Genomic DNA, 19,976 nt, shown 5'->3' on the forward strand with positions numbered 1-19,976 from the left:
GATAAGGCGCCAATTCTCAGAAATCTCTGAGAATTCGCGCCTAGTTTGCGAACCATGGCGCATGACTACGTGATCATCGGAGCCGGACCTGCCGGGCTACAGCTCGCCGCACTGCTGGAACGTAACGGTCATGACTATGTCGTCCTGGAACGCGGCGCCGGGCCCGGTACGTTCTTCACCCGGTTCCCGCGACACCGTCAGCTGATCTCCATCAACAAGGTGCACACCGGGTACGACGACCCGGAACGGCGGCTGCGGATGGACTGGAACTCGCTGCTGAGCGACGACCCCGAGCTCCTCTTCACGCGGTACAGCGAGGAGTATTTCCCGCGGGCCGATGACTTCGTCCGCTATCTGGCCGACTTCGCGGCGGCGACCGGCGTCCGGGCGCGCTACGACACCGACATCGTACGGATCAGCCGGGGCGACGACGGGTTCAGCGTCACCGACCGTGACGGACGATCGTTCCAGGGACGGCGGCTGGTCATGGCCACCGGCGTCTCCCGGCCGTACGTCCCGCCGATCCCCGGCATCGAGACCGCGGAGCGTTACGACACCTTCGAGACCGACCCGGCGTCGTTCACCGGCCAGCGCGTCCTGGTGATCGGCAAGGGCAACTCCGCGTTCGAGACCGCCGACTCCCTCATGCACAAGGCCGCCGTCATCCACGTCGCCGGGCCGCACTCCGTCAGGATGGCCTGGCAGTCGCACTTCGTCGGGCACCTGCGCGCGGTGAACAACAACTTCCTCGACAGCTACCAGCTCAAGTCCCAGAACACCGTGCTCGACGGCACGGTGGAGAGCATCGAACGCCGCGACGACGGGCGCTACCGCGTCATCTTCCGCTACGCCCGCACGGTGGAGGCGCTGCGCGAGCTGTTCTACGACCGGGTCATCGCGTGCACCGGCTTCCGGTTCGACGCCTCGGTGTTCGACGACGACTGCAGGCCCGCGCTGGTCATCAACGACCGCTTCCCCGAGCAGACGCCGGCGTACGAGTCGACCACCGTCCCCGGCCTGTACTTCGCCGGCACGCTCACCCAGCAACGCGACTTCAAGCAGGGCACCAGCGGGTTCATCCACGGCTACCGGTACGGCGCGCGTGCGCTCTACCGGATCCTCGCCGCCCGCCACCACGGCGGTTCGTGGCCGGCGGACGAGGTCGAGCCGACTCCCGACGCCATCAGCGACGCGATCATCGACCGGGTCAACCGCTCGTCGGCGTTGTGGCAGCAGTTCGGCGTGCTCGGCGACGTGGTCACCGTGAACGGCGGCCCGGCGCTGTACCAGCGGGAGGTCCCCGTGGCGTACGCCGCCGACGGCGGGCTCGGCCCGGCCCGGCACAGGTTCGTCGTCACCCTGGAGTACGGCGCCGACCACGACTGCGCCGACCCGTTCGACATCTCGATCCCGCGCGTGGCGGAGAACGACGCCGAGCACGCGTACGACGCCAGCTACCTGCACCCGGTGGTGCGCTACTACCGCGACGGCGCCGAGGCGGGCGTGCACCACCTCGCGGAGAACCTCGAGAACGAGTGGGACATGCCGGCGATACACCAGCAGCCACTGGCCGTCTTCGCCAAGGAATGCCTCGCCGATGCCGGCTGACCCGTACCCGCGGGCCGTCCTGGACCTCCTGGCCGCCGCCGGTGACCGGCCCGTGATCGAGCACGGGACGCGTACGGTCACCGGCGCGCAGCTGCTCGGCCTCGTCCGGCGGCTCGCGGCCGGTCTGCGCGCGGCCGGCCTCGGGCCGGGGGACGGGATCGCGATGATGCTCGGCGTGACCCCGGAGGCGTTCGCCGCGATGATCGCCGGTTACGCCGTGGGCGCCCGGGTCGTCGGCGTGCGGCCCGGGCTTCCCGGCGCGCAGGCGCGGCACGTCCTGCGGCAGGACATCGCCGCGATCGTGACCGACGCGGACCCCGCCCAGGGAGCGCTGACCGTTGCCGAACTGCTGGAGACGCCTGACGACGGCGGCCCGCTACGCCTGTCCGGACGCCCGCACGACGTCGCCCGGCTCGTCCACACCAGCGGCAGCACCGGCACCCCCAAGGGCTGCGCGCAGACCTACGCCGCCATGGACGCGGCCTGGACGGCCCGCCCCGCGGCGTGGCCGCCGGCGATCAAAGAGCTGGCCTCCCGGCTCCAGCGCTACCTGGTGTTCGGCTCGCTGGCCAGCCAGGTCATGATGGAGTACGGCGTCCTCACGCTCGCTGCCGGCGGCACCATGGTCGTCGCCGACAAGCCGGCGTTCCCCGACGCGATCGTCGAGCACCGGGCGTCGGCCAGCGTCATCACCGTGCCGCGGCTGTACCGGCTGGTCGCGGCGCAACGCGCCGCGCCCGCCGACCTGAGCAGCCTGCGCGCGCTCATGGTGTCCGGGTCGCCGGTGGAGGCGTCCCGGCTCCGCGAGGCCCGCGACGTGCTCGGCCCCGTCGTCTTCCACGGCTACGGGCAGACCGAGACTGGCACGATCTCCATGGCCACGCCGTCGGATGTGCCCCCTTCGGTCGGCTTCCCGCCGGACGTCATCGACGTCGAGATCAGAGATCCGGACGGCGTGCCCGTTCCCGCCGGGACCGACGGCGAGCTGTACGTCCGCACACCGGCGCAGGCCATCGGCTACTGGGCCGACCCCGGGGAGACGGCGGAGGTGTTCGCCGGCGGGTGGGTGCGCACGCGCGACCTCGGCCACTTCGACGACGACGGGCGCCTCTACCTGGTGGGGCGCACGCGGGACGTCATCATCGTCAACGCGAACCTCCACTACGCCGGCCCGATCGAGCGCGCCCTGGCCGCCTCCCCCGACATCGCCGAGGCGTACGTGGTCGGCGCCCCGGACGAGGACACCGGCGAGGCGGTGCACGCGTTCGTCGTCCCGGCGGCGGGCCGCACGCCCGACGTCGGCTCGCTGCGCACCCTGGTCAGGGACCGGCTCGGCGACGGCTGCGTGCCGGCGACCATCACCGTCATCGACGAGGTGCCGTCGGGGCCGAGCGGAAAGCCGGACAAGCGCCTCCTGGAACCGCCCGACCGGACGGGCTAGAGCGCCGATCAGGTCGGAGAACCGCGTGCGGTGCGCGTCAGTAGGAGGCGCGTGCCGCGTCCTCCGTGTCGTGGATGAAGGTCGTGGCCAGGGCCTCGGAGGCGCGGGCGACGAGGGCGACGTCGGCGCCGACGAGCACGAAGCGGGCCCCGGCGTCCGCGTACGCGCGCGCCGCCCGCGGGTCGAAGGCGTTGACGCCGACCGGCTTGCCCGCCGCCGCGACGCCGGCGAAGGCGCGGTGGACGGCGGCGACGACGTCGGGGTGCGTCTGCTGCCCCAGGAGGCCCATGGAGGCGGCGAGGTCGCTCGGGCCGACGAAGACGCCGTCGATGCCGGGGGTGGCCGCGATCGCCTCCGCGCTGTCGGCGCCCTCGGCCGTCTCGATCTGCACGAACACGGAGACGTGGTCGGCGGCGTTCGGGAGGTAGCCGTCCACGCGGTTCCAGCGGGCGGAGCGGGCGAGGGCGCTCCCGACGCCGCGGCGGCCGGCGGGCGGGTACTGCGCGGCCTCCGCCACGGCCCGGGCCTCGTCGGGTGCCGAGATCATCGGTACGAGGATCGTCTGGGCGCCGAGGTCGAGGACCTGCTTGACCATCACGGGGTCGGCGGCGGGGACGCGCACGACGGGCGTGACGGGGTAGGCCGAGACGGCGTAGAGCTGCGCGAGCGTGGATTCGAGGCCGTTGGGGGCGTGCTCCATGTCGATGAGCACCCAGTCGAGCCCCGAGCCCGCCATGATCTCGGCCATGACGGGGGAGCCGGAGCACACCCATCCGCCGAACAGCGGGCGTTCGGCGGCGGCGAGCCGGTCGCGGAGGGTCGGGTTCAGACGAAGCGGCATGAGATGGTCCCCATCGGTCCGTAGTCGGCCAGCACGGTGTCGCCCTTCTCGATCCAGACGGGCCGGGTGAAGGAGCCGGCGAGGATGATCTCGCCGGCCTCCAGGCGGTCGCCGTGCCGGTGCGTCTTGTTGGCGAGCCAGGCGACCCCGGTCGCCGGGTGGTTCAGCACCGCGGCGGCGACGCCCGTCTCCTCGATCGTCTCGTTGCGGTAGAGGAGGGCCGACACCCACCGCAGGTCGATCGCGTCGGGGCTCGCCGGGTTGCCGCCGAGCACGAGCCCGCCGTAGGCGGCGTTGTCGGAGATGGTGTCGACGATCGTGCGGCCCTCGAGCTCGATGTGGGAGTTCAGCACTTCGAGGGCGGGCGTGACGTACTCGGTCGCGCGCATGACGTCGAACAGCGTGCAGCGCGGCCCCTCCAGCGGCTCCTTCAGGACGAAGGCGAGCTCGACCTCGATGCGGACGTTGGAGAACCGGTCGTGCGGGATGCGCGCGCCGTTCTCCCACACGGTGTCGTCGAACATGACGCCGTAGTCGGGCTCCGAGATGCCGGTCGCGGCCTGCATGGCACGCGAGGTCAGCCCGATCTTGCGGCCGACGAGGCGCCGCCCGGCGGCGAGGTTCCGCTCCTTCCAGACCGCCTGGACGGCGTAGGAGTCCTCGACCGTGGCCTCGGGGAACCGCGCGGTGATGCGGGGCATGAGCTCGCGCGTCCGTTCCGCCTCCGCGAGCTCCTCCGCGAGGGAGGCGATGGTGTCTTCGGTGAGCATGATGAGCCTTCCGCGCTAGAGCTGGTGGCCCAGCTTGTACTCGCCCTGCTTGTACTCGGGCATCTCGCCGGCGTCGTCCTTGCGGGTGTAGGAGAAGCCGTCGGCGCCGATCGTGACCGCCATCTCGCTCGCGTCGGTGCGGGCCACGACGGGCTGCGGGTTCCCGTCGAGGTCGAGCACGAGGGAGGCGTCGGTGTACCAGCTCGGCACGACGGGCGTGCCCCACCAGTCGCGGCGCTGGTTGTCGTGGACGTCCCAGGTGACGACGGGGTTGTCGGGGTCGCCCGTGTAGTAGTCCTGGGTGTAGATCTCGACGCGGTGCCCGTCGGGGTCGCGCAGGTAGAGGTAGAACGCGTTCGAGACGCCGTGGCGGCCGGGGCCGCGCTCGATGGCGTCGGAGCGGCGCAGCGCGCCCAGCTTGTCGCAGACGGCGAGGATGTTGTGCTTCTCGTGCGTGGCGAACGCGACGTGGTGCATGCGGGGGCCGTCGCCGCCCGTGGTCGCGGTGTCGTGGACCGTCGGCTTGCGGCGCATCCACGCGGCGTAGACGACGCCGTCCTCGTCCTGGATGTCCTCCGTGACGCGGAACCCGAGGTCCTGGTAGTGGCGCACGGCCTTGGGCACGTCGGGCGTGACCTGGTTGAAGTGGTCGAGCCGCACGAGGGCGCCGGGCGTGTAGAGGTCGTAGCGCCAGGCGAGGCGCTCGACGTGCTCGACGGCGTGGAAGAACTCGTACGGGAAGCCGAGCGGGTCCTCCACGCGCACGGAGTCACCGATGCCCTTGACGAAGCCGTCCGGCCGGCGCACGACGCGGCATCCCAGCTCCGTGTAGAAGGCGACGGCCCGGTCGAGGTCCTCGGGGGTGCGGACCCGGTACGCGAACGCCGCGACGGCGGCGACCGGCCCCTTGCGCAGCACCAGGTTGTGGTGGATGAACTCCTCGATCGAGCGGAGGTAGATCGCCTCGTCGTCCTCCTCCGTGACGGTCAGGCCCAGCACGTCGACGTAGAACTCGCGGGAGGCGGCGAGGTCGGTGACGACGAGCTCCATGTACGCGCAGCGCACGATGTCGGGCGGGGGCGAGGAGGGCGTGGGGACGGGGTTCTCCGCGTGGATGGGCGCCTCCTGGCTGACGTGGAAGCCGGAGGAGGTCGGGGTACGGTCGGTGACGGTCATGTCGGCGTCCTTGCTCTCTACTGGGCTCTCTACTGGGCTCTCTACTGGGCTTGCTCTCTACTTGCCGAACGTGGGGTTGTGGACCTCGCCGAGCGTGATGTGCACGGCCTGCTGGTCGGTGTAGAAGTCGATCGAGCGGTAGCCGCCCTCGTGCCCGAGGCCCGACGCCTTGACGCCGCCGAAGGGCGTGCGCAGGTCGCGGACGTTGTTGGAGTTGAGCCACACCATGCCCGCGTCGATCGCCTGCGCGAAGTTGTGGGCGCGCTTGAGGTCGTTCGTCCAGACGTAGGCGGCGAGGCCGTACTTCGTGTCGTTCGCGAGCGCCAGCGCCTCCTCGTCCGTGTCGAAGGGCGTGATCGCGACGACCGGGCCGAAGATCTCCTCCTGGAAGATGCGGGCGCCGGAGGGAACGTCGGCGAAGACGGTCGGGGCGACGAAGTTGCCGGTCGGGAAGCCCTCGGGGCGCCCGCCGCCCGCCACGAGCCGGCCCTCGCTCTTGCCGATCTCGACGTAGCTCATGACCTTCTCGAAGTGCTCGGGGTGCACCAGCGCGCCGACCTCGGTGGCGGGGTCGTGCGGGTGGCCGACCCTCACGCGCTTGGCCTGCTCCGCGTACCGCTCGACGAACTCGTCGTAGACCTCGCGCTGGACGAGGATGCGGCTGCCGGCCGTGCAGCGCTCGCCGTTGAGGGAGAAGACGCCGAAGATGGTCGCGTCGATCGCGGCGTCGAGGTCGGCGTCGGCGAAGACGACGGCGGGCGACTTGCCGCCGAGCTCCATCGACAGGCCCTTGAGGTAGGGGGCGGCGTTGCCGAAGATGATCTGCCCCGTGCGGCTCTCGCCCGTGAACGAGATGAGCGGCACGTCCGGGTGCCGTACGAGAGCGTCGCCGGCGTCCTCCCCATAGCCGTTGACGAGGTTGAAGACGCCTTGGGGGAGCTCCGCCTCCTCGAAGATGCCCGCCCACAGCGACGCCGACAGCGGCGTGAACTCGGCCGGCTTGAGCACGACGGTGTTGCCCGTCGCGAGGGCGGGGCCGAGCTTCCAGCTTTCGAGCATGAAGGGGGTGTTCCACGGCGTGATGAGCCCCGCCACGCCGATCGGCTTGCGGTTGACGTAGTTGATCTGGCGGCCGGGGACCTTGAAGGTGTCGTCGGCCTGCGCGACGACCAGGTCGGCGAAGAACCGGAAGTTCTCGGCCGCCCGGCGCGCCTGGCCGAGCGCCTGCTTGATCGGCAGGCCCGAGTCGAACGACTCCAGCTCGGCGAGGCGGGCGTCGCGGGACTCGACGATGTCGGCGATGCGGTGCAGCACGCGCGAGCGCTCGCGCGGCAGCATGCGCGGCCACGGGCCCTGCGTGAACGCGCGGCGGGCCGCGGCGACGGCGCGGTCGACGTCGGCCTTCTTGCCGGCCGCGGCCCGCGCGTACACCTCGTTGGAGACGGGGTCGAGCACGTCGAACGTGTCGCCGTCGAGCGAGTCGGCGGTCTCGCCGTCGATGTAGTGCCGGATGCGCTCGGGCAGTCCGGCGGGGACGTGCCGGGCGGAGGTCGCGGTGTCGGTCATCTGATCTTCCAGTTCAGAGGTGATGGGGAATCGAAGGTCGTCGGGGCGCGGGTCGTCAGGGCCCGGCCTCGGTGGCCGCCTCGTACCTCGCGCGCCATTCCGCGTTCATGGGGAACAGGCCGTGGACGGGGTGGCCGGCGGCGACCTGCTGGGCGATCCACGCGTCCTCGCTCTCCTGGGCGAGCGCGGCGTCGGCCACCTCCTCGGCGATCGCCGGGGGGATCACGACGACACCGTCGTCGTCGCCCACGATGACGTCGCCGGGCTGGACCGTGGCGCCGCCGCAGGCGATCGTGAGGTCGCCGTCCCACGGCACGTGCTTGCGGCCGAGCACGGCGGGGTGCGGTCCCTGGCTGAAGACGGGCAGGTCGATGCCGGCGACCGTCGCGTAGTCGCGCACGCCGCCGTCGGTGACGACGCCCGCCGCGCCGCGCGCGAGGGCGCGGAGGGCGAGCACGTCGCCGAGGGTGCCGCAGTCGCGCTCGCCGCGCGCCTCGATGACGATGACCTCACCCTCTCGCACGGCGTCGAACGCGCGCTTCTGCGCGTTGTAGCCGCCGCCGTGGCTCCGGAAGAGGTCCTCGCGGTTCGGGACGAAGCGCAGCGTCCGCGCGACTCCGACGAGCTTGGTGCCCGGCCGCGTCGCGTGCACGCCGTCGATCGAGACGTTGTCGAGTCCGCGCCTGCGCAGCTGCTGCGACAGCCCGGCGACCGGCGCCTTGAGCAGCTTGTCCCGCAGCTCGGGGTTGATGGCGGAGGCGGGAAGGCCCGCCGCCTCGCGCGAGCCCCACGCCTCCTCGCGCTGGAGGTCGTCGACCGAGGGGAGCGAGCCGACGGCGGGGTCGAAGCCGCCGGGACCGGCGATCACGCGGCTCGTCAGCCTGCCCGAGCTCGGCGCGCCGGCCAGGTGCGGGGCGTCCACCTCGACCTCGACGACGTCTCCCGGGACGGCCACCGACGCGCCGGCCGGGGTGCCGGTGAGGATGACGTCGCCGGTCTCCAGGGTGAGGTGCTGGGAGAGGTCGGCGATGATCTGCGCGAACGGGAAGATGAGGCCGACGGTCTCGCCCTCCTGGACGAGCTCGCCGTTGAGCCACGTCCGCACGCGCAGCGCGGCGGGGTCCACCGTCCGCGCGTCGATGAGCCGCGGGCCTAGGGGGGTGTATCCGTCGCGGCCCTTGTTGCGCACGTTCGACCCCCTGTCGTTGGCGCGCAGGTCGTACAGCCCCCAGTCGTTCGACGCCGTCACCCACGCCACGTGGTTCCAGGCCTCGGCAGGGGAGACGCCGCGCGTGGGGGAGCCGATGACGAGGGCGATCTCGCCCTCGAAGCCGAGGAGCTCCGTGCCCTCGGGGCGCTCCACCGTGCCGCCCGAGGCTCCGAGGGAGCTCGACGGTTTGAGGAAGTACGACGGAGCGGCGGGGCGCCGGCCGCGCTGCGCCGCGCGCGACTCGTAGGCGAGGTGGACGGCGATGATCTTCCCGGGCGTGCCGGGAAGGGGACCGGGTACGGGTGTGCTGCTCATAGGGTGGCCTCCGCGCGTTCGCCTGCGGAATCAACGGACGTTCGATCGCTCGTGCGCCGGGAGGGAACTGCGGCGCCGAGCCGGGCGGCGAAGGCGGCGACGTCCGAGGGGAGCGCCGTTCCTCGCCAGGCCACGTGCTGGTCGCGACGGGCGATCACGAAGGGCGTCGTGTACGCCGGGTCCTCGACGGCCTCGGGCAGCCTGACCACGACGACGGGCAGACCGGCGGCGCGCGCCCGCTCCGCCCAGGCCTCCGCCGCGTCGACGTGGTCGAGCGCCACGAGCGTGTACCACGGACCGAGGTGGTCGTACAGCGAAGAGCCGTCCGGCAGCCAGTGGTGGGGGAGGCGGCAACCCGGCACCGTGGACGGCGTGTACGCGCCCATCGTGTACTCCGGCGCCGGGCCGTCCGGGACGATGATGGGGCTGTCCGCGTAGGTGTATCCGAAGTTGAGGCCCGCGGCGGCGAACTGCTGGACGTTCAGGTCGTACGCGAGCTTCCCGAAGGCCGCGCGGGCCGCGTCCCCTTCGGGGCCGTCCGTTTCGAGGTCGTCGGGCACGTCGGTGTCGGAGATCTTCCGCAGATGGGACATCGCGAAGCGGGACACCTGGTCCGTGATCGGCAGGCGCTCGGCCTCGTACGCGTCCAGGATCGACTCGTCCGCCCAGCCGGCGATCACGGCGCTCAGCAGCCACGACAGGTTGAGCCCATCCGCGATGCCGGCGTTCATGCCGTACCCGCCGTAGGGCACCCAGAGGTGGGCGGCGTCGCCGGCGATGAAGACGCGTCCCTCGCGGAACTTGTCGGCCACGAGCCGGCGGGCGATCCAGTCCTCACGGGAGACGAACTCGTACGACTGGTCGTCGGAGATCCCCAGGATGTCGCGGATCGCGCGGTCGCGGTCGACCTCCTCGCGCTCGGCCTGCTCGGGGCTCAGGTACGTGTGGATGAGGAAGGTCTCGACGCCGTCGATGGAGTAGACGTGGCCGTTGCGGCGGCCGTTGTAGACGTAGTAGCCCCATGCCTTGCCGGCCGTCATGTGCTCGTACAGGTCCGGCATCCTGATGCACGTCGACTGCACGTGCTGCAGGACGGGGTCGCCGTGGAAGGCGGACCCGATGGCCTTGCGCACGAGCGAGCGGCCGCCGTCGGCGCCGATGAGGTAGCGGCCGCGCAGGGTGGTCCGCTCCTCCGAGCCCACCGGGACGGTCTCCACCGTCACGCCGTCCGCGTCCTGGGCGACCGATACGGCCCTGACCTCGTTGCGGAGGCTCACGTGCCGGAGCGAGGCCGCGTGCTCCTCCAGGACGGGCTCGAGGAACCGCTGGTTCACGCGATGCGCCGGCTCGGCGACCGCCCAGGTGGTGTCGGGGCCCTGCCCGGTTCCGTCGCGGCGCGCGGCGGTGGAGGGGATCGGGATGCGGCCGAACTCCACGCCCGTCACCGAGGTGCGGAAGGCGACGTCCTGGGGGTGGTCGGGGGGCAGGCCGGCCGAGCGGACCCTGTCGGCCAGCCCGAGACGCCGAAACGCCTCCATCGTGCGGGCGGAGACGTGGTTGCACTTGACGTTCGGGGGGTCGAGGTAGGGGTTCTCCTCGATGACGATCGTCGAGACTCCGCGCGAGTCCAGATCCATCGCGGCCACCAGGCCGACGGGTCCTCCGCCGACGATGATGACATCGGCGTCGAAGGTGGCGGAGTGGGTCACTTTACGAGGCTCCTCTGGGTCAGCGGGTGGCAGTGAGATCGCGCTGCCGAGGGAGCTCGACGGGAGAATCCGGCACACCCGGGGTGTGCGTAGAGTCTCTTCTGGGACCGCCCGGCGTGCGGCGCGGTCGTGGGTTTGGCGATCATCGTCGAATTCCTGTTACGGGATCTGGACGCTCTGGGACGAACCCTCAGCTGGTGGAACACAACGAGTTTGCGTGGACTCGCTACATCAAGCAATGACAACTATCGTGATTGATAGTTCAAGGAGACTGAAGTGAATGGAGCGTCGGCGCTCTCGCTGAGGCAGCTGCAGTACTTCTGCGCCGTCGTCGAGAGCGGGTCCGTGACCGAGGCGGCACGCAGGCTGCACGTGTCCGCCGGTGGGGTCTCGCTCGCCATCACCCAGCTGGAGGAGCTCCTCGACGTCCAGCTCACGCTGCGCACGCGCGGCAAGGGAGTCGAGATCACCGACGCCGGGCGGAGCGTCTACGAGACCGCGCGGGTGATCTCCCGCTGCCTGGAGGACATCCAGGAGCTGGCCGGGACGATCCGCGGGGAGCTGAGCGGCCCGCTGCGGGTCGGGATCTTCACGACCCTGTCGCCGTGGCTGTTCCCGCAGATGGCCGAGTACTTCGCGCAGTACCACCCCGCGATCGACCTCCAGCTGGAGGAGGGGGCGTCGGCGGCGCTCCAGACGCTCCTGGCCGAGGGGCGGCTGGACGCGGCCCTGCTGTACGAGAACCACATCGTCTCCGAGGTCGACGTCCAGCGGCTCGTCCCCGTCCGGCTGCAGCTCGCCGTCTCGCCGGACCATCCGCTGGCCAGCCAGGAGAAGGTCTCCCTCAGCGCCCTGGCCGACGAGTACGCCGTCCTCCTCGCCATGCGCCCGGCCACCGACCACGTCGAGGAGATCCTGCGCAACGCCGGCATCACGCCTCGCGTGCGCTGGCGGAGCGCGAACGTCGAGACGATCCGCTCGCTCGTCGCGCGCGGCCTCGGCTACACGATCATCATGGGCCGTCCCCACGGCGACCTCACGTACGACGGGAAGCCGATCGTGTACCGCCCCATCGCCGACGAGATCCCCGCGAACCACGTCGTGCTCGCCACGGCCCCCGGCGCGCGGCGCACCGCCCGGGTGGAGGCGCTGCGGGCGTACTGCCGCGAGGCGGTCGCGGGGCATTTCGCCTCGCGCGACGGAACGCCCGTGAGCCAGACCGGCATGCTCTGACGCCAGACCGGCTTGCTCTGACGCCCGGTCGGCCTGCTCTGACGGTCGGCCGGCTTGCTCTGGCGGTCGGTCGGCTTGCTCTGGCGGCCGGCCGGGGCGACCCCCTGGACCGTGACGGTGGCGGGGCGACGTACCCTCTGCGGTGACGCGGGCGGCGAAAGTTTAGGTTTCATGAACTGTTTAGCCGAATATTTGTGATTGCCCTAAGCCCACTGGTGGGCGCAATGTGGTGCAACCGGCCGCGCGGCTCTCTATCACGCGCTCGGCGAAGTTCATGAAGGAGAAACGTGGGATCACTGAGGATCGCCCACCGGCTCGAGGGGTTGCCTCCGTACGTGCCGGGCCGACGTCCCGAGCGCGGAGAGACGCGCAGGCAGGCCCGCCTCGCCTCGAACGAGGTTCCGTGGCCGCCGCAGGCGGCGATCGTGGACGCGATGAAGGCCGCCCTCGACGGCGCGCACCGCTACCCCGACATGCAGTACACCGAGCTCCGCGACGCCATCGCGGCGCACGTGGGCCGGCCGGCCGGCGGCGTCGCCGTCGCCAACGGATCGACCGCGCTGCTGCGTGACATCGTCGGGGCCCTCGCCGACCCCGGATCCGAAGTGGTCTTCGCCGAGCCCAGCTTCCCCTACTACCGGACCGCCGCCGCCGCCAACTCGGCGGTGCCGGTCGCCGTTCCGCTGCGCGACCACGCCCACGACCTCGACGCCATGCGCGGTGCCGTCACGCCCCGCACGAGGGTCGTCGTCATCTGCAACCCGAACAACCCGACGGGCACGGCGTACACGAACGCGGAACTGGAGGAGTTCCTGGCGCGAATGCCGGAGGACGTCGCCGTCGTCCTCGACGAGGCGTACGTCGAGTTCGCCGAGGACGTCAACGGCCTGGACCTCATGGACGAGCACCCGAACGTGATCGTCGTCCGCACGCTCAGCAAGGCGCACGGCCTCGCGGGCCTGCGCGTCGGCTACGCGGTCGGTGACGGCGACGTGATGAGCCACGTGTCGCGCCTGGGCGTGCCGTTCCGGATCGACGGCGTCGCCGTCGCGGGCGCGCTGGCCGCGCTCCGGCCGGAGCAGGTGGCCGAGTCCGCGCGCCGCGTCGCGTCGATCGTGGCGGAGCGCGCCGTCCTCACCGAGGCCCTTCGCTCCCGCGGATGGGACGTCGTCGAGTCCGCGGCCAACTTCGTCTTCCTCCCGCTGGGCGAGTCGGCCGCGAGCGTGGCCGCGGCCTGCGCGGCCGGCGGCGTGCTCGTACGCCCCATCGGCGGCGGCATCCGCGTGACCGTCGGCTCCCCGGAGGACACCGAGCACCTCCTCAACGCTCTCCCCGCCCTGGCCCACCACCCCCGCTGACCGCACCCGCGCGGCCGTACCCCGAAAGACCTCGCATGAAATCCCCCGTGAACACCGCAGTCACGCAACAGGACCGATCCGACTCACTGTGGCATGGCCCCATGCGACGCGTTCTGCTGTCCAGCTTCAGCGGAAGCGTGATCGAATTCTACGACTTCGTCCTGTACGTCATAGCCGCCGCGGTCGTCTTCCCGCACGTCTTCTTCAACAACCTCTCCCCGACGACGGCCACGATCGCGTCGTTCGTCACGCTCGCCGTCGGGTACGTCGGACGGCCGCTCGGCGGCGTGATCTTCGGCCACTTCGGCGACAAGCTGGGCCGCAAGGGCGTGCTGGTCACCACCATGCTCCTCATGGGCATCTCGACCATGGCGATCGGCCTCCTGCCCTCCTCCGAGCTCGTCGGTGCCACGGCGCCGATCCTCCTCGTCATCTGCCGGGTCCTGCAGGGCGTGGCCGTGGGCGGCGAGTGGGGCGGCGCGATGCTCATCGCCCTCGAGAACTCGCCCGGGGCGAAGCGCGGCTTCGCGGCCTCGTTCGCGAGCCTCGGCGCGCCCGCCGGCGCGATGCTCGCCACCGGATCCGTCTCGCTCGCCTCCACGCTCCCGCAGGACCAGTTCCTCTCGTGGGGTTGGCGCGTCCCCTTCCTGGTGAGCTTCCTGCTCGTCCTGGTCGGCATGGTCATCCGCCTGAAGGTCAGCGAGAGCCCGCTGTTCCAGTCGCTGGACCAGGAGGCGGAGAAGCGGAAGGTGCCGATCCTCGAAGTCCTGCGCCGCTACCCGCTGCAGGCCGGGCTCGGCATCATCGTCGCGATCAGCCAGCTGACGATCGACGGCATCGCCACCTCGTGGGCGGTCAACCACGCCGTCGAGCTCGGCGCCGACCGCACGACCATCCTGAACCTGAAGATCCTCGGCTCGATCGCGCTCCTCATCGCGGCGATCATCAGCGCCCGGTTGAGCGACCGCTGGGGACGGCGCCCGCCCCTCATCATCGGGATCGTCGCGGCGCTGGCCTTCGTCTTCCCGATGCTCAACCTGATCCAGACGGGCACCGCGGGCGGCTTCGCCGTCGCCGTCATCGTCGGCCAGTTCATCCAGGGCTTCATCCTCGGCCCGCTCGCCGCGTTCCTGGCGGAGCTGTTCCCGACGCGCCTCCGCTTCACCGGCGCGTCGCTGTGCTTCCAGACCGCTTCGGCGCTCGGCTCCGGCTTCACCCCCCTCATCGCGACCTCCCTGGTCGCCGTCGGCGGCGGGATCGCGGTGCTGGGCTGGGTGTGGCTCGGGGTGCTCGCCATCTGCCTCGTGGCGATCCTGGTCGCGTCGGAGAGCAGAACCCGAGACCTCAGCGCCATCTAGTGCCACGAGGCACCCGGCAAGAGTGAGAACCGCCCCTGCGGCAGGGGCGGAGGAAAGGTAAGCGAAATGACGAAGACCGGCGGAGAGCTCCTCGCCGAGCAGCTGATCGCGGAGGGCGTCCAGACCGTTTTCGGCGTCCCCGGGATCCAGCTGGACTACGCGATGGACGGTCTCGCGCAGAACCGCGCGTCGATCGAGTTCATCTCGGCGCGGCACGAGCAGGGCGCCGCGTACATGGCGGACGGCTACGCGCGGGTCGCCGGCCGGCCGGGCGTCTGCATGGTCGTCCCCGGCCCCGGCCTTCTGAACGCCGGCGCGGCGCTGTCCACCGCCTACGCGACGAACAGCCCCGTCGTCTGCATCGCCGGTCAGATCCCGTCGCCCGCCATCGGCCGCGGTCTCGGCCTGCTCCACGAGATCCAGGGGCAGAGCGAGCTGCTCCGCTCGCTCACCAAGTGGAACGGGATCGCGAGGTCGCCCGAGGAGATCCCCGGTCTCGTGCGCGAGGCGTTCGCCCAGGTCTCCAGCGGGCGGCCGCGGCCTGTCGGCATCGAGATCCCCCCGGACGTGCTCCAGGCGGCGACGGCCGCCGGGGTGGAGAAGCCCGCCGGTGACCGTACCGTCGAGATCGACGAGGACTCGGTGGCCCGCGCCGCCGAGATCCTCGCCGCCGCCGAGCGGCCCGCGATCGTCGTCGGCGGCGGCGTGCGCGACGCCGCGGCGAGCGCCGCGCTCCAGGCGCTGGCCGAGCGCCTCGCCGCACCCGTCATCACCAGCCGCAACGGCAAGGGCGCCATCAGCGACCGGCACCCGCTCGCCCTGTCGCGCCTGGCCGGCGCGGAGGTCCTCGCGAACGCGGACGTCGTGCTCGCCGTCGGCACCCGCTTCATCACCATGGCCGGGCAGCCGGTCATCCGGCCCGGACGCCACCGCCTCATCGCGATCAACGCCGACCCCGCCGACGTGGGCGCGCCGCGCGCGTTCGACGTGGCCGTCATCGCCGACGCCACGGTCGCGCTGGAGGCGATCGCCGGCGCCCTGCCCGACGTCGAGCGCGCGGCGCCGGCGCTCGACGGCTACCGCGAGCGCGAACGCGAGGCGCTGAGCGCGATCGCGCCCCAGGTGGGGTGGCTTCAGGCGATCCGCCGGGCCTTGCCGGACGACGGCATCTTCGTCGAGGAGCTCACGCAGGTCGGCTACGCGGCCCGCCTGGCGTTCCCCGTCTACCAGGCGGGAACCTACGTGACGCCCGGATACCAGGGCACGCTCGGCTACGGCTTCCCGGTCGGTCTCGGCGCCGCCGTCGGCGCCCGGGGCAGGCAGGTCGTCTCGATCAACGGTGACGGCGGCTTCGGGTGGGCGCTGCAGGAGCTGTCCACCGCCGCCAAGTACGGCATCGGGCTCGTGACCGTGGTCTTCCGCAACGACGCGTTCGGCAACGTGCAGCGCATCCAGTCCGAGACGTTCGGCCGCACCATCGGCGTCGAGCTCAACAACCCGGACTTCGTGGCCCTGGCCAGGGAGTTCGGCGTCGCGGGAGAGCGGGTCAGCACGCCCGACGGGCTCGGGGCCGCGATCCGCAACGCCCGCGGGACGGACGCGCCGGTGCTCATCGAGGTCCCGTTCGGCGACGTCCCCTCGCCGTGGAAGCTCCTGGCGGAGCCGTCCATCGGCTGAGCGGCCACGCGAGATCCGCGGGCCTCCATCAACTCACGATCCAGGAAGGATGAGGATCATGGCATCACCCAGGGGCGTCGTCGACGACTCGCTGTGGCTGGACAACGCGCGGGCCGTCCCGTCGGGCACGTCGTACGCACCGGTGGACGACTCCGCGACCGGCGAGGAGATCGCCAGGCTGCGGTCCGCCACCGCCGAGGACGTCGACCGCGCGTTCGACTCCGCCGCACGCGCGCAGAAGCAGTGGGCCAGCGTCCCGCCCGCCGACCGCGTCGCCGTGGTCGAGAAGGCCGCCGACATCCTGGAGGGCATGGCGGACGACCTCGCCGCCACGATGCGGGCGGAGGTCGGCACCGTGGCGAGCCAGGTCCGCGGCACGCAGGTCGCCCTGGGCCTCGCGGCCATCCGCCTCACGGCGGCCTCGGCGCTCGACGCGATCACCGAGCGCCAGAAGATCGGCACCTCGGAGGTCGTCCGCGAGCCCGCGGGCGTCGTCGGGGCGATCACCCCGTGGAACTACCCGCTCATGCAGGCGGCCCTGAAGGTGGCGCCGGCGATCGCCGCCGGGTGCGGCATCGTCGTCAAGCCGGCGACCGTCGCCCCGCTCACGACGTTCCTCCTGGCGGAGGCGTTCGCCGAGGCGGGGCTGCCCGCCGGCGTGCTGAACGTCGTCTGCGGCAGCGGCGGCAGCGTGGGCAGCGCGATCGCCGGCCATGCCCGCGCCGACTTCGTCTCCTTCACCGGCTCCGTCGAGGCCGGGCGCCAGGTCGCCCTGTCCGCCGCGCGGTGGGGGACGCGCACCTCGCTCGAACTGGGCGGCAAGAGCGCCGCGATCGTCCTCGACGACGACAAGGTGCGTGCCGCCGTACGGCACACGATCGGGAGCTGCTTCGCCAACGCGGGCCAGACGTGCGCGGCGCTGTCCCGGCTGATCGTCCCGCGCCACCTCCTCGAAGAGGCCGAGGACGAGGTCCGCCAGGTGATGGCGCAGGTCGTCGTGGGGGACCCCTCCGACGCGGCCACCACCGTCGGGCCGCTGGCCAACCAGGGGCAGCGGGACGCGGTGGCCGAGCACCTCCGGGTGGCCGGCGAGAGCGCGGGCGTGCGCACGGTCGCGTCGAAGGACATCTCCCACCTCACCCGCGGCTGGTACGCCGCCCCTGCCGTGGTCGTGGCCGACGACCCCGGCGCGCCGATCGTGCAGGAGGAGGTGTTCGGGCCCGTGCTCGCGATCCAGCCCGCCGACAGCGAGGAGCACGCCGTCGAACTCGCCGAGGGAACGCGGTTCGGCCTCATCGCCCGGGTGTGGACCGATGACGACGCCCGCTTCGAGAGCGTCGCCCGGCGGCTCCGCGTCGGCGGCGTCATCCAGAGCGACGCGCCGACCGCCTGGGACGCGCCGTTCGGAGGCGTCAAGCACTCCGGGTACGGGCGCGAGCGCGGAGTCTACGGTGTCGAGGAGTACCTCGTGCCGAAGTCCCTGCAGCGTGGAGCCTCGTAGGAGGGCCTTCGGGAGGCGGTGACGCGAATCACCGTCTCCGGCGCCTTGCCGACGTCACATAGCCCGGCCCGAAGCCGTCGTATGGGTAGGCAAGGCAAAAGGGGGCCTCCCATGCGCACGTTGTCGGCCAAGCGCCGCTCGTTTCAGTTCTCCCACTGGTCGTTCATGTTCGCCGAGATCGCCGTCTGGTCGTTCGTCGTCCTGATGGTGACCGGGGCGCTGTTGATGGTGTTCTACGACCCCGGCATGTCCCAGGTGACGTACGACGGTTCGTACGGCCCGCTGCGCGGACTCCTCGTCAGCAGGGCCTTCGACTCGACCATGCACCTCAGCCTGGAGGTGCGCGGCGGCCTGCTCATCCGCCAGATGCACCACTGGGCGGCGCTCGTGTTCGTGGCGGCGGTCGCGACGCAGCTGCTGCGCATGTTCCTCACCGGCGCGTTCCGCCGCCCGCGCACCGGGCAGTGGCTGATCTGGGTGACGCTGCTGGCGCTCGGCATGGCGGCGGGCGAGACCGGCAACGCCCTGCCCGACGACATGCTGTCGGGCGGGAGCCTGTGGCTGATCATGTCGGTGGTGCAGTCCATCCCCGTGGTGGGCACCTGGGCGCTGTCACTGCTGTTCGGCCCGGGCTTCCCCGGCGACCAGGTCATCCCGGTCATGTACGGCGGGCACCTGGTGCTCTCCCTCGTCGTGGCCGCGCTGCTGATCGCCCGCGAGCTGCTGGTGCGGCGGCACGGCCACTCCCGGTTCGTCGCCTCGCTGCCGGGGCGCCGGAGCGCGCGCCCGATGATGGCGCTCGCCACGGTCGGCATGCTGATCATTCTCGGGTACGGGTTCCAGATCGCGCCCATCTGGCTGTACGGCCCGGCCAAGCCGACGCACGTCTCGGCGGGCTCGGTCCCCGACTGGTACATGGGCTTCCTCGACGGCGCGCTCCGGATCATGCCCGGATGGGAGCTCACCATCGGCGACTACACGCTCAGCCTCGCGGTCCTCGTGCCCACGCTGGTGATCCCCGGGATCTTCTTCACCGCCCTGGCCGCGTACCCGGCGGCGGAGCGCTTCCTCCTCTCGCGGCGCACCCGCCGCGACGCGCTCGGTCGGCCCGAGCGCCGTGTGACCCCGGCGGCGCGGGCCGCGCTCGGCCGTCCCGGGCGCCGTGCGGCCTCCGCGGGGCGTGACGTGCTCGAACGGCCCCGTGACACGCCGGTGAAGACGGCCATCGCGGTCGCGGGCGTCACGTTCTACGGCCTGCTGTGGGCGGCCGCGGCCAACGACCAGATCGCCCACCAGTTCCACCTCACCGTCGACGCGGTGACGATCGGCTTCCGGTACGCCGTGCTCATCGGCCCGGTCATCGCCTTCGCCGTCACCCGGTGGATCTGCCTCGCGCTCCAGCAGGCGGATCACGAGGTGGCCGAGCACGGAGTGGAGACCGGGATCATCACGCGGTCGCCGGACGGCGGCTTCCACGAGCGGCTGGCCCCCGCGCCGAGCGAGCGCCGGGAGCAGGCGATCACGTCGGGACGCTGACCTCCGCGCCGACGCGCGGATCTCGCGCCGTGACCTCGTCGGCCCTCCGGGCGCCGCCGCGCTCAGGCCGCCTCAAGCAGCGCCCCTGGCTCGCCACACCTGAGCCGGGGGCGCCGTCCGTCTCACGGGGTCAGGCGTAGAGGAAGTAGTAGTAGTACTGGCTCTTCCACTCGCATCTCCAGCCGTCCCACCAGCCCTGGTCGTCGCCGTAGCTGCCGACCCGCTGGCATTCCGAGTATTCCCTGTAGATGCCGTTCAGCGACTCGGCGTGCGCCGGGGCGGCGCCGATCGATAACGACATTCCGCCGGCCAGGACGGCCGAGGCGAGAACCGCGCGAACCTTGCGCATCAATCCTCCTGCGACTGGGCGGATCTTGGCGGTCAACATTAGCACTGACCGGATGCCAGAAAAGGTGTCACCCAGCCGCGCTCCGGACATTCCAACGTTGAATTCCGGCGGACGCGGCACCGCCCGGTTTATGGTCCGCCTGATTTCCGGAACTCCGGCCGACCCATTTAACGGTCCGCAGTGGACCCATCGCATTCGAATACTTTGACCAACATCACTTATCTGTCATATCGTCACCTCGCTCATATCGTGCGAGGCCAGGACTCGAACGGGACGTGCGTTCTCACGGGCGCTACGGCTGCGTGCCCATCGCAGCCGCCCCGGCACC

At 71.6% G+C, this 19,976-nt stretch carries 15 protein-coding genes; 8 read left to right on the forward strand and 7 right to left on the reverse strand.

Annotation, left to right across the window (positions count from 1 at the left end):
• Positions 1–54: 54 nt before the first annotated feature.
• Both FH608_RS30780 and FH608_RS30785 read left to right on the forward strand, forming a co-directional pair.
• Entirely contained in the window at positions 55–1,608 is a 1,554-nt protein-coding gene (locus FH608_RS30780; RefSeq protein WP_139634136.1) for an NAD(P)-binding domain-containing protein, read from the forward strand.
• The gene (locus FH608_RS30785; RefSeq protein WP_139634137.1) at positions 1,598–3,049 is read left to right on the forward strand and encodes a class I adenylate-forming enzyme family protein; all 1,452 of its coding nucleotides are present in this window, start codon (positions 1,598–1,600) and stop codon (positions 3,047–3,049) included. Before FH608_RS30780 ends, FH608_RS30785 begins: the two co-directional genes overlap by 11 nt.
• 37 nt (positions 3,050–3,086) lie before the next feature.
• Here the strand turns inward: FH608_RS30785 and FH608_RS30790 are convergent, their stop codons facing one another.
• Genes FH608_RS30790 through FH608_RS30815 form a run of 6 tightly spaced genes read right to left on the reverse strand, consistent with a single transcriptional unit; the run spans position 3,087 to position 10,636 of the window.
• A complete protein-coding gene (locus FH608_RS30790; RefSeq protein WP_139634138.1) occupies positions 3,087–3,890 on the reverse strand; it encodes an HpcH/HpaI aldolase family protein in 804 nt (267 codons plus the stop codon).
• Entirely contained in the window at positions 3,875–4,660 is a 786-nt protein-coding gene (gene hpaH, locus FH608_RS30795; protein WP_139634139.1) for a 2-oxo-hept-4-ene-1,7-dioate hydratase, read from the reverse strand. The genes FH608_RS30790 and hpaH overlap by 16 nt, the downstream gene beginning before the upstream one ends.
• A 15-nt stretch (positions 4,661–4,675) precedes the next feature.
• Entirely contained in the window at positions 4,676–5,836 is a 1,161-nt protein-coding gene (gene hpaD, locus FH608_RS30800) for a 3,4-dihydroxyphenylacetate 2,3-dioxygenase (RefSeq protein WP_139634140.1), read from the reverse strand.
• A 57-nt stretch (positions 5,837–5,893) separates the two neighbouring features.
• A complete protein-coding gene (hpaE, locus tag FH608_RS30805) occupies positions 5,894–7,402 on the reverse strand; it encodes a 5-carboxymethyl-2-hydroxymuconate semialdehyde dehydrogenase (RefSeq protein ID WP_139634141.1) in 1,509 nt (502 codons plus the stop codon).
• Between the two features lie 55 nt (positions 7,403–7,457).
• Positions 7,458–8,927, reverse strand: a complete 1,470-nt coding sequence (locus tag FH608_RS30810) for a fumarylacetoacetate hydrolase family protein (RefSeq protein WP_139634142.1) — start codon at positions 8,925–8,927, stop codon at positions 7,458–7,460.
• Positions 8,924–10,636: an FAD-dependent monooxygenase gene (locus tag FH608_RS30815; protein WP_139634143.1), complete on the reverse strand. Its 1,713-nt coding sequence runs from the start codon at positions 10,634–10,636 to the stop codon at positions 8,924–8,926. Before FH608_RS30815 ends, FH608_RS30810 begins: the two co-directional genes overlap by 4 nt.
• A gap of 276 nt (positions 10,637–10,912) precedes the next feature.
• On the opposite strand from FH608_RS30815, the gene FH608_RS30820 reads away from it, so the two are divergent.
• The 6 genes from FH608_RS30820 to FH608_RS30845 all read left to right on the forward strand — a co-directional run bounded on the left by FH608_RS30820 (position 10,913) and on the right by FH608_RS30845 (position 19,299).
• Positions 10,913–11,869, forward strand: a complete 957-nt coding sequence (locus FH608_RS30820; protein ID WP_139634144.1) for a LysR family transcriptional regulator — start codon at positions 10,913–10,915, stop codon at positions 11,867–11,869.
• A 287-nt stretch (positions 11,870–12,156) separates the two neighbouring features.
• Positions 12,157–13,227 (forward strand): histidinol-phosphate transaminase, encoded by a 1,071-nt coding sequence (hisC, locus tag FH608_RS30825; RefSeq protein WP_139634145.1) that lies wholly within the window; start codon positions 12,157–12,159, stop codon positions 13,225–13,227.
• Positions 13,228–13,328: 101 nt separating this feature from the next.
• Positions 13,329–14,585, forward strand: a complete 1,257-nt coding sequence (locus tag FH608_RS30830; protein WP_193318712.1) for an MFS transporter — start codon at positions 13,329–13,331, stop codon at positions 14,583–14,585.
• Positions 14,586–14,651: 66 nt separating this feature from the next.
• Positions 14,652–16,262, forward strand: a complete 1,611-nt coding sequence (locus tag FH608_RS30835) for a thiamine pyrophosphate-binding protein (RefSeq protein ID WP_139634147.1) — start codon at positions 14,652–14,654, stop codon at positions 16,260–16,262.
• Between the two features lie 58 nt (positions 16,263–16,320).
• Positions 16,321–17,763, forward strand: coding sequence for an aldehyde dehydrogenase family protein (locus FH608_RS30840; RefSeq protein ID WP_193318713.1), 1,443 nt, complete (start codon positions 16,321–16,323; stop codon positions 17,761–17,763).
• 111 nt (positions 17,764–17,874) lie between these two features.
• Positions 17,875–19,299, forward strand: coding sequence for a cytochrome b (locus FH608_RS30845; protein WP_193318714.1), 1,425 nt, complete (start codon positions 17,875–17,877; stop codon positions 19,297–19,299).
• 130 nt (positions 19,300–19,429) lie between these two features.
• Here the strand turns inward: FH608_RS30845 and FH608_RS30850 are convergent, their stop codons facing one another.
• Positions 19,430–19,648: a hypothetical protein gene (locus FH608_RS30850; RefSeq protein ID WP_139634150.1), complete on the reverse strand. Its 219-nt coding sequence runs from the start codon at positions 19,646–19,648 to the stop codon at positions 19,430–19,432.
• Positions 19,649–19,976 lie beyond the last annotated feature (328 nt).

Origin of the sequence: Nonomuraea phyllanthi, from assembly GCF_006334985.2 — a bacterium.
GTDB lineage: Bacteria > Actinomycetota > Actinomycetes > Streptosporangiales > Streptosporangiaceae > Nonomuraea > Nonomuraea phyllanthi.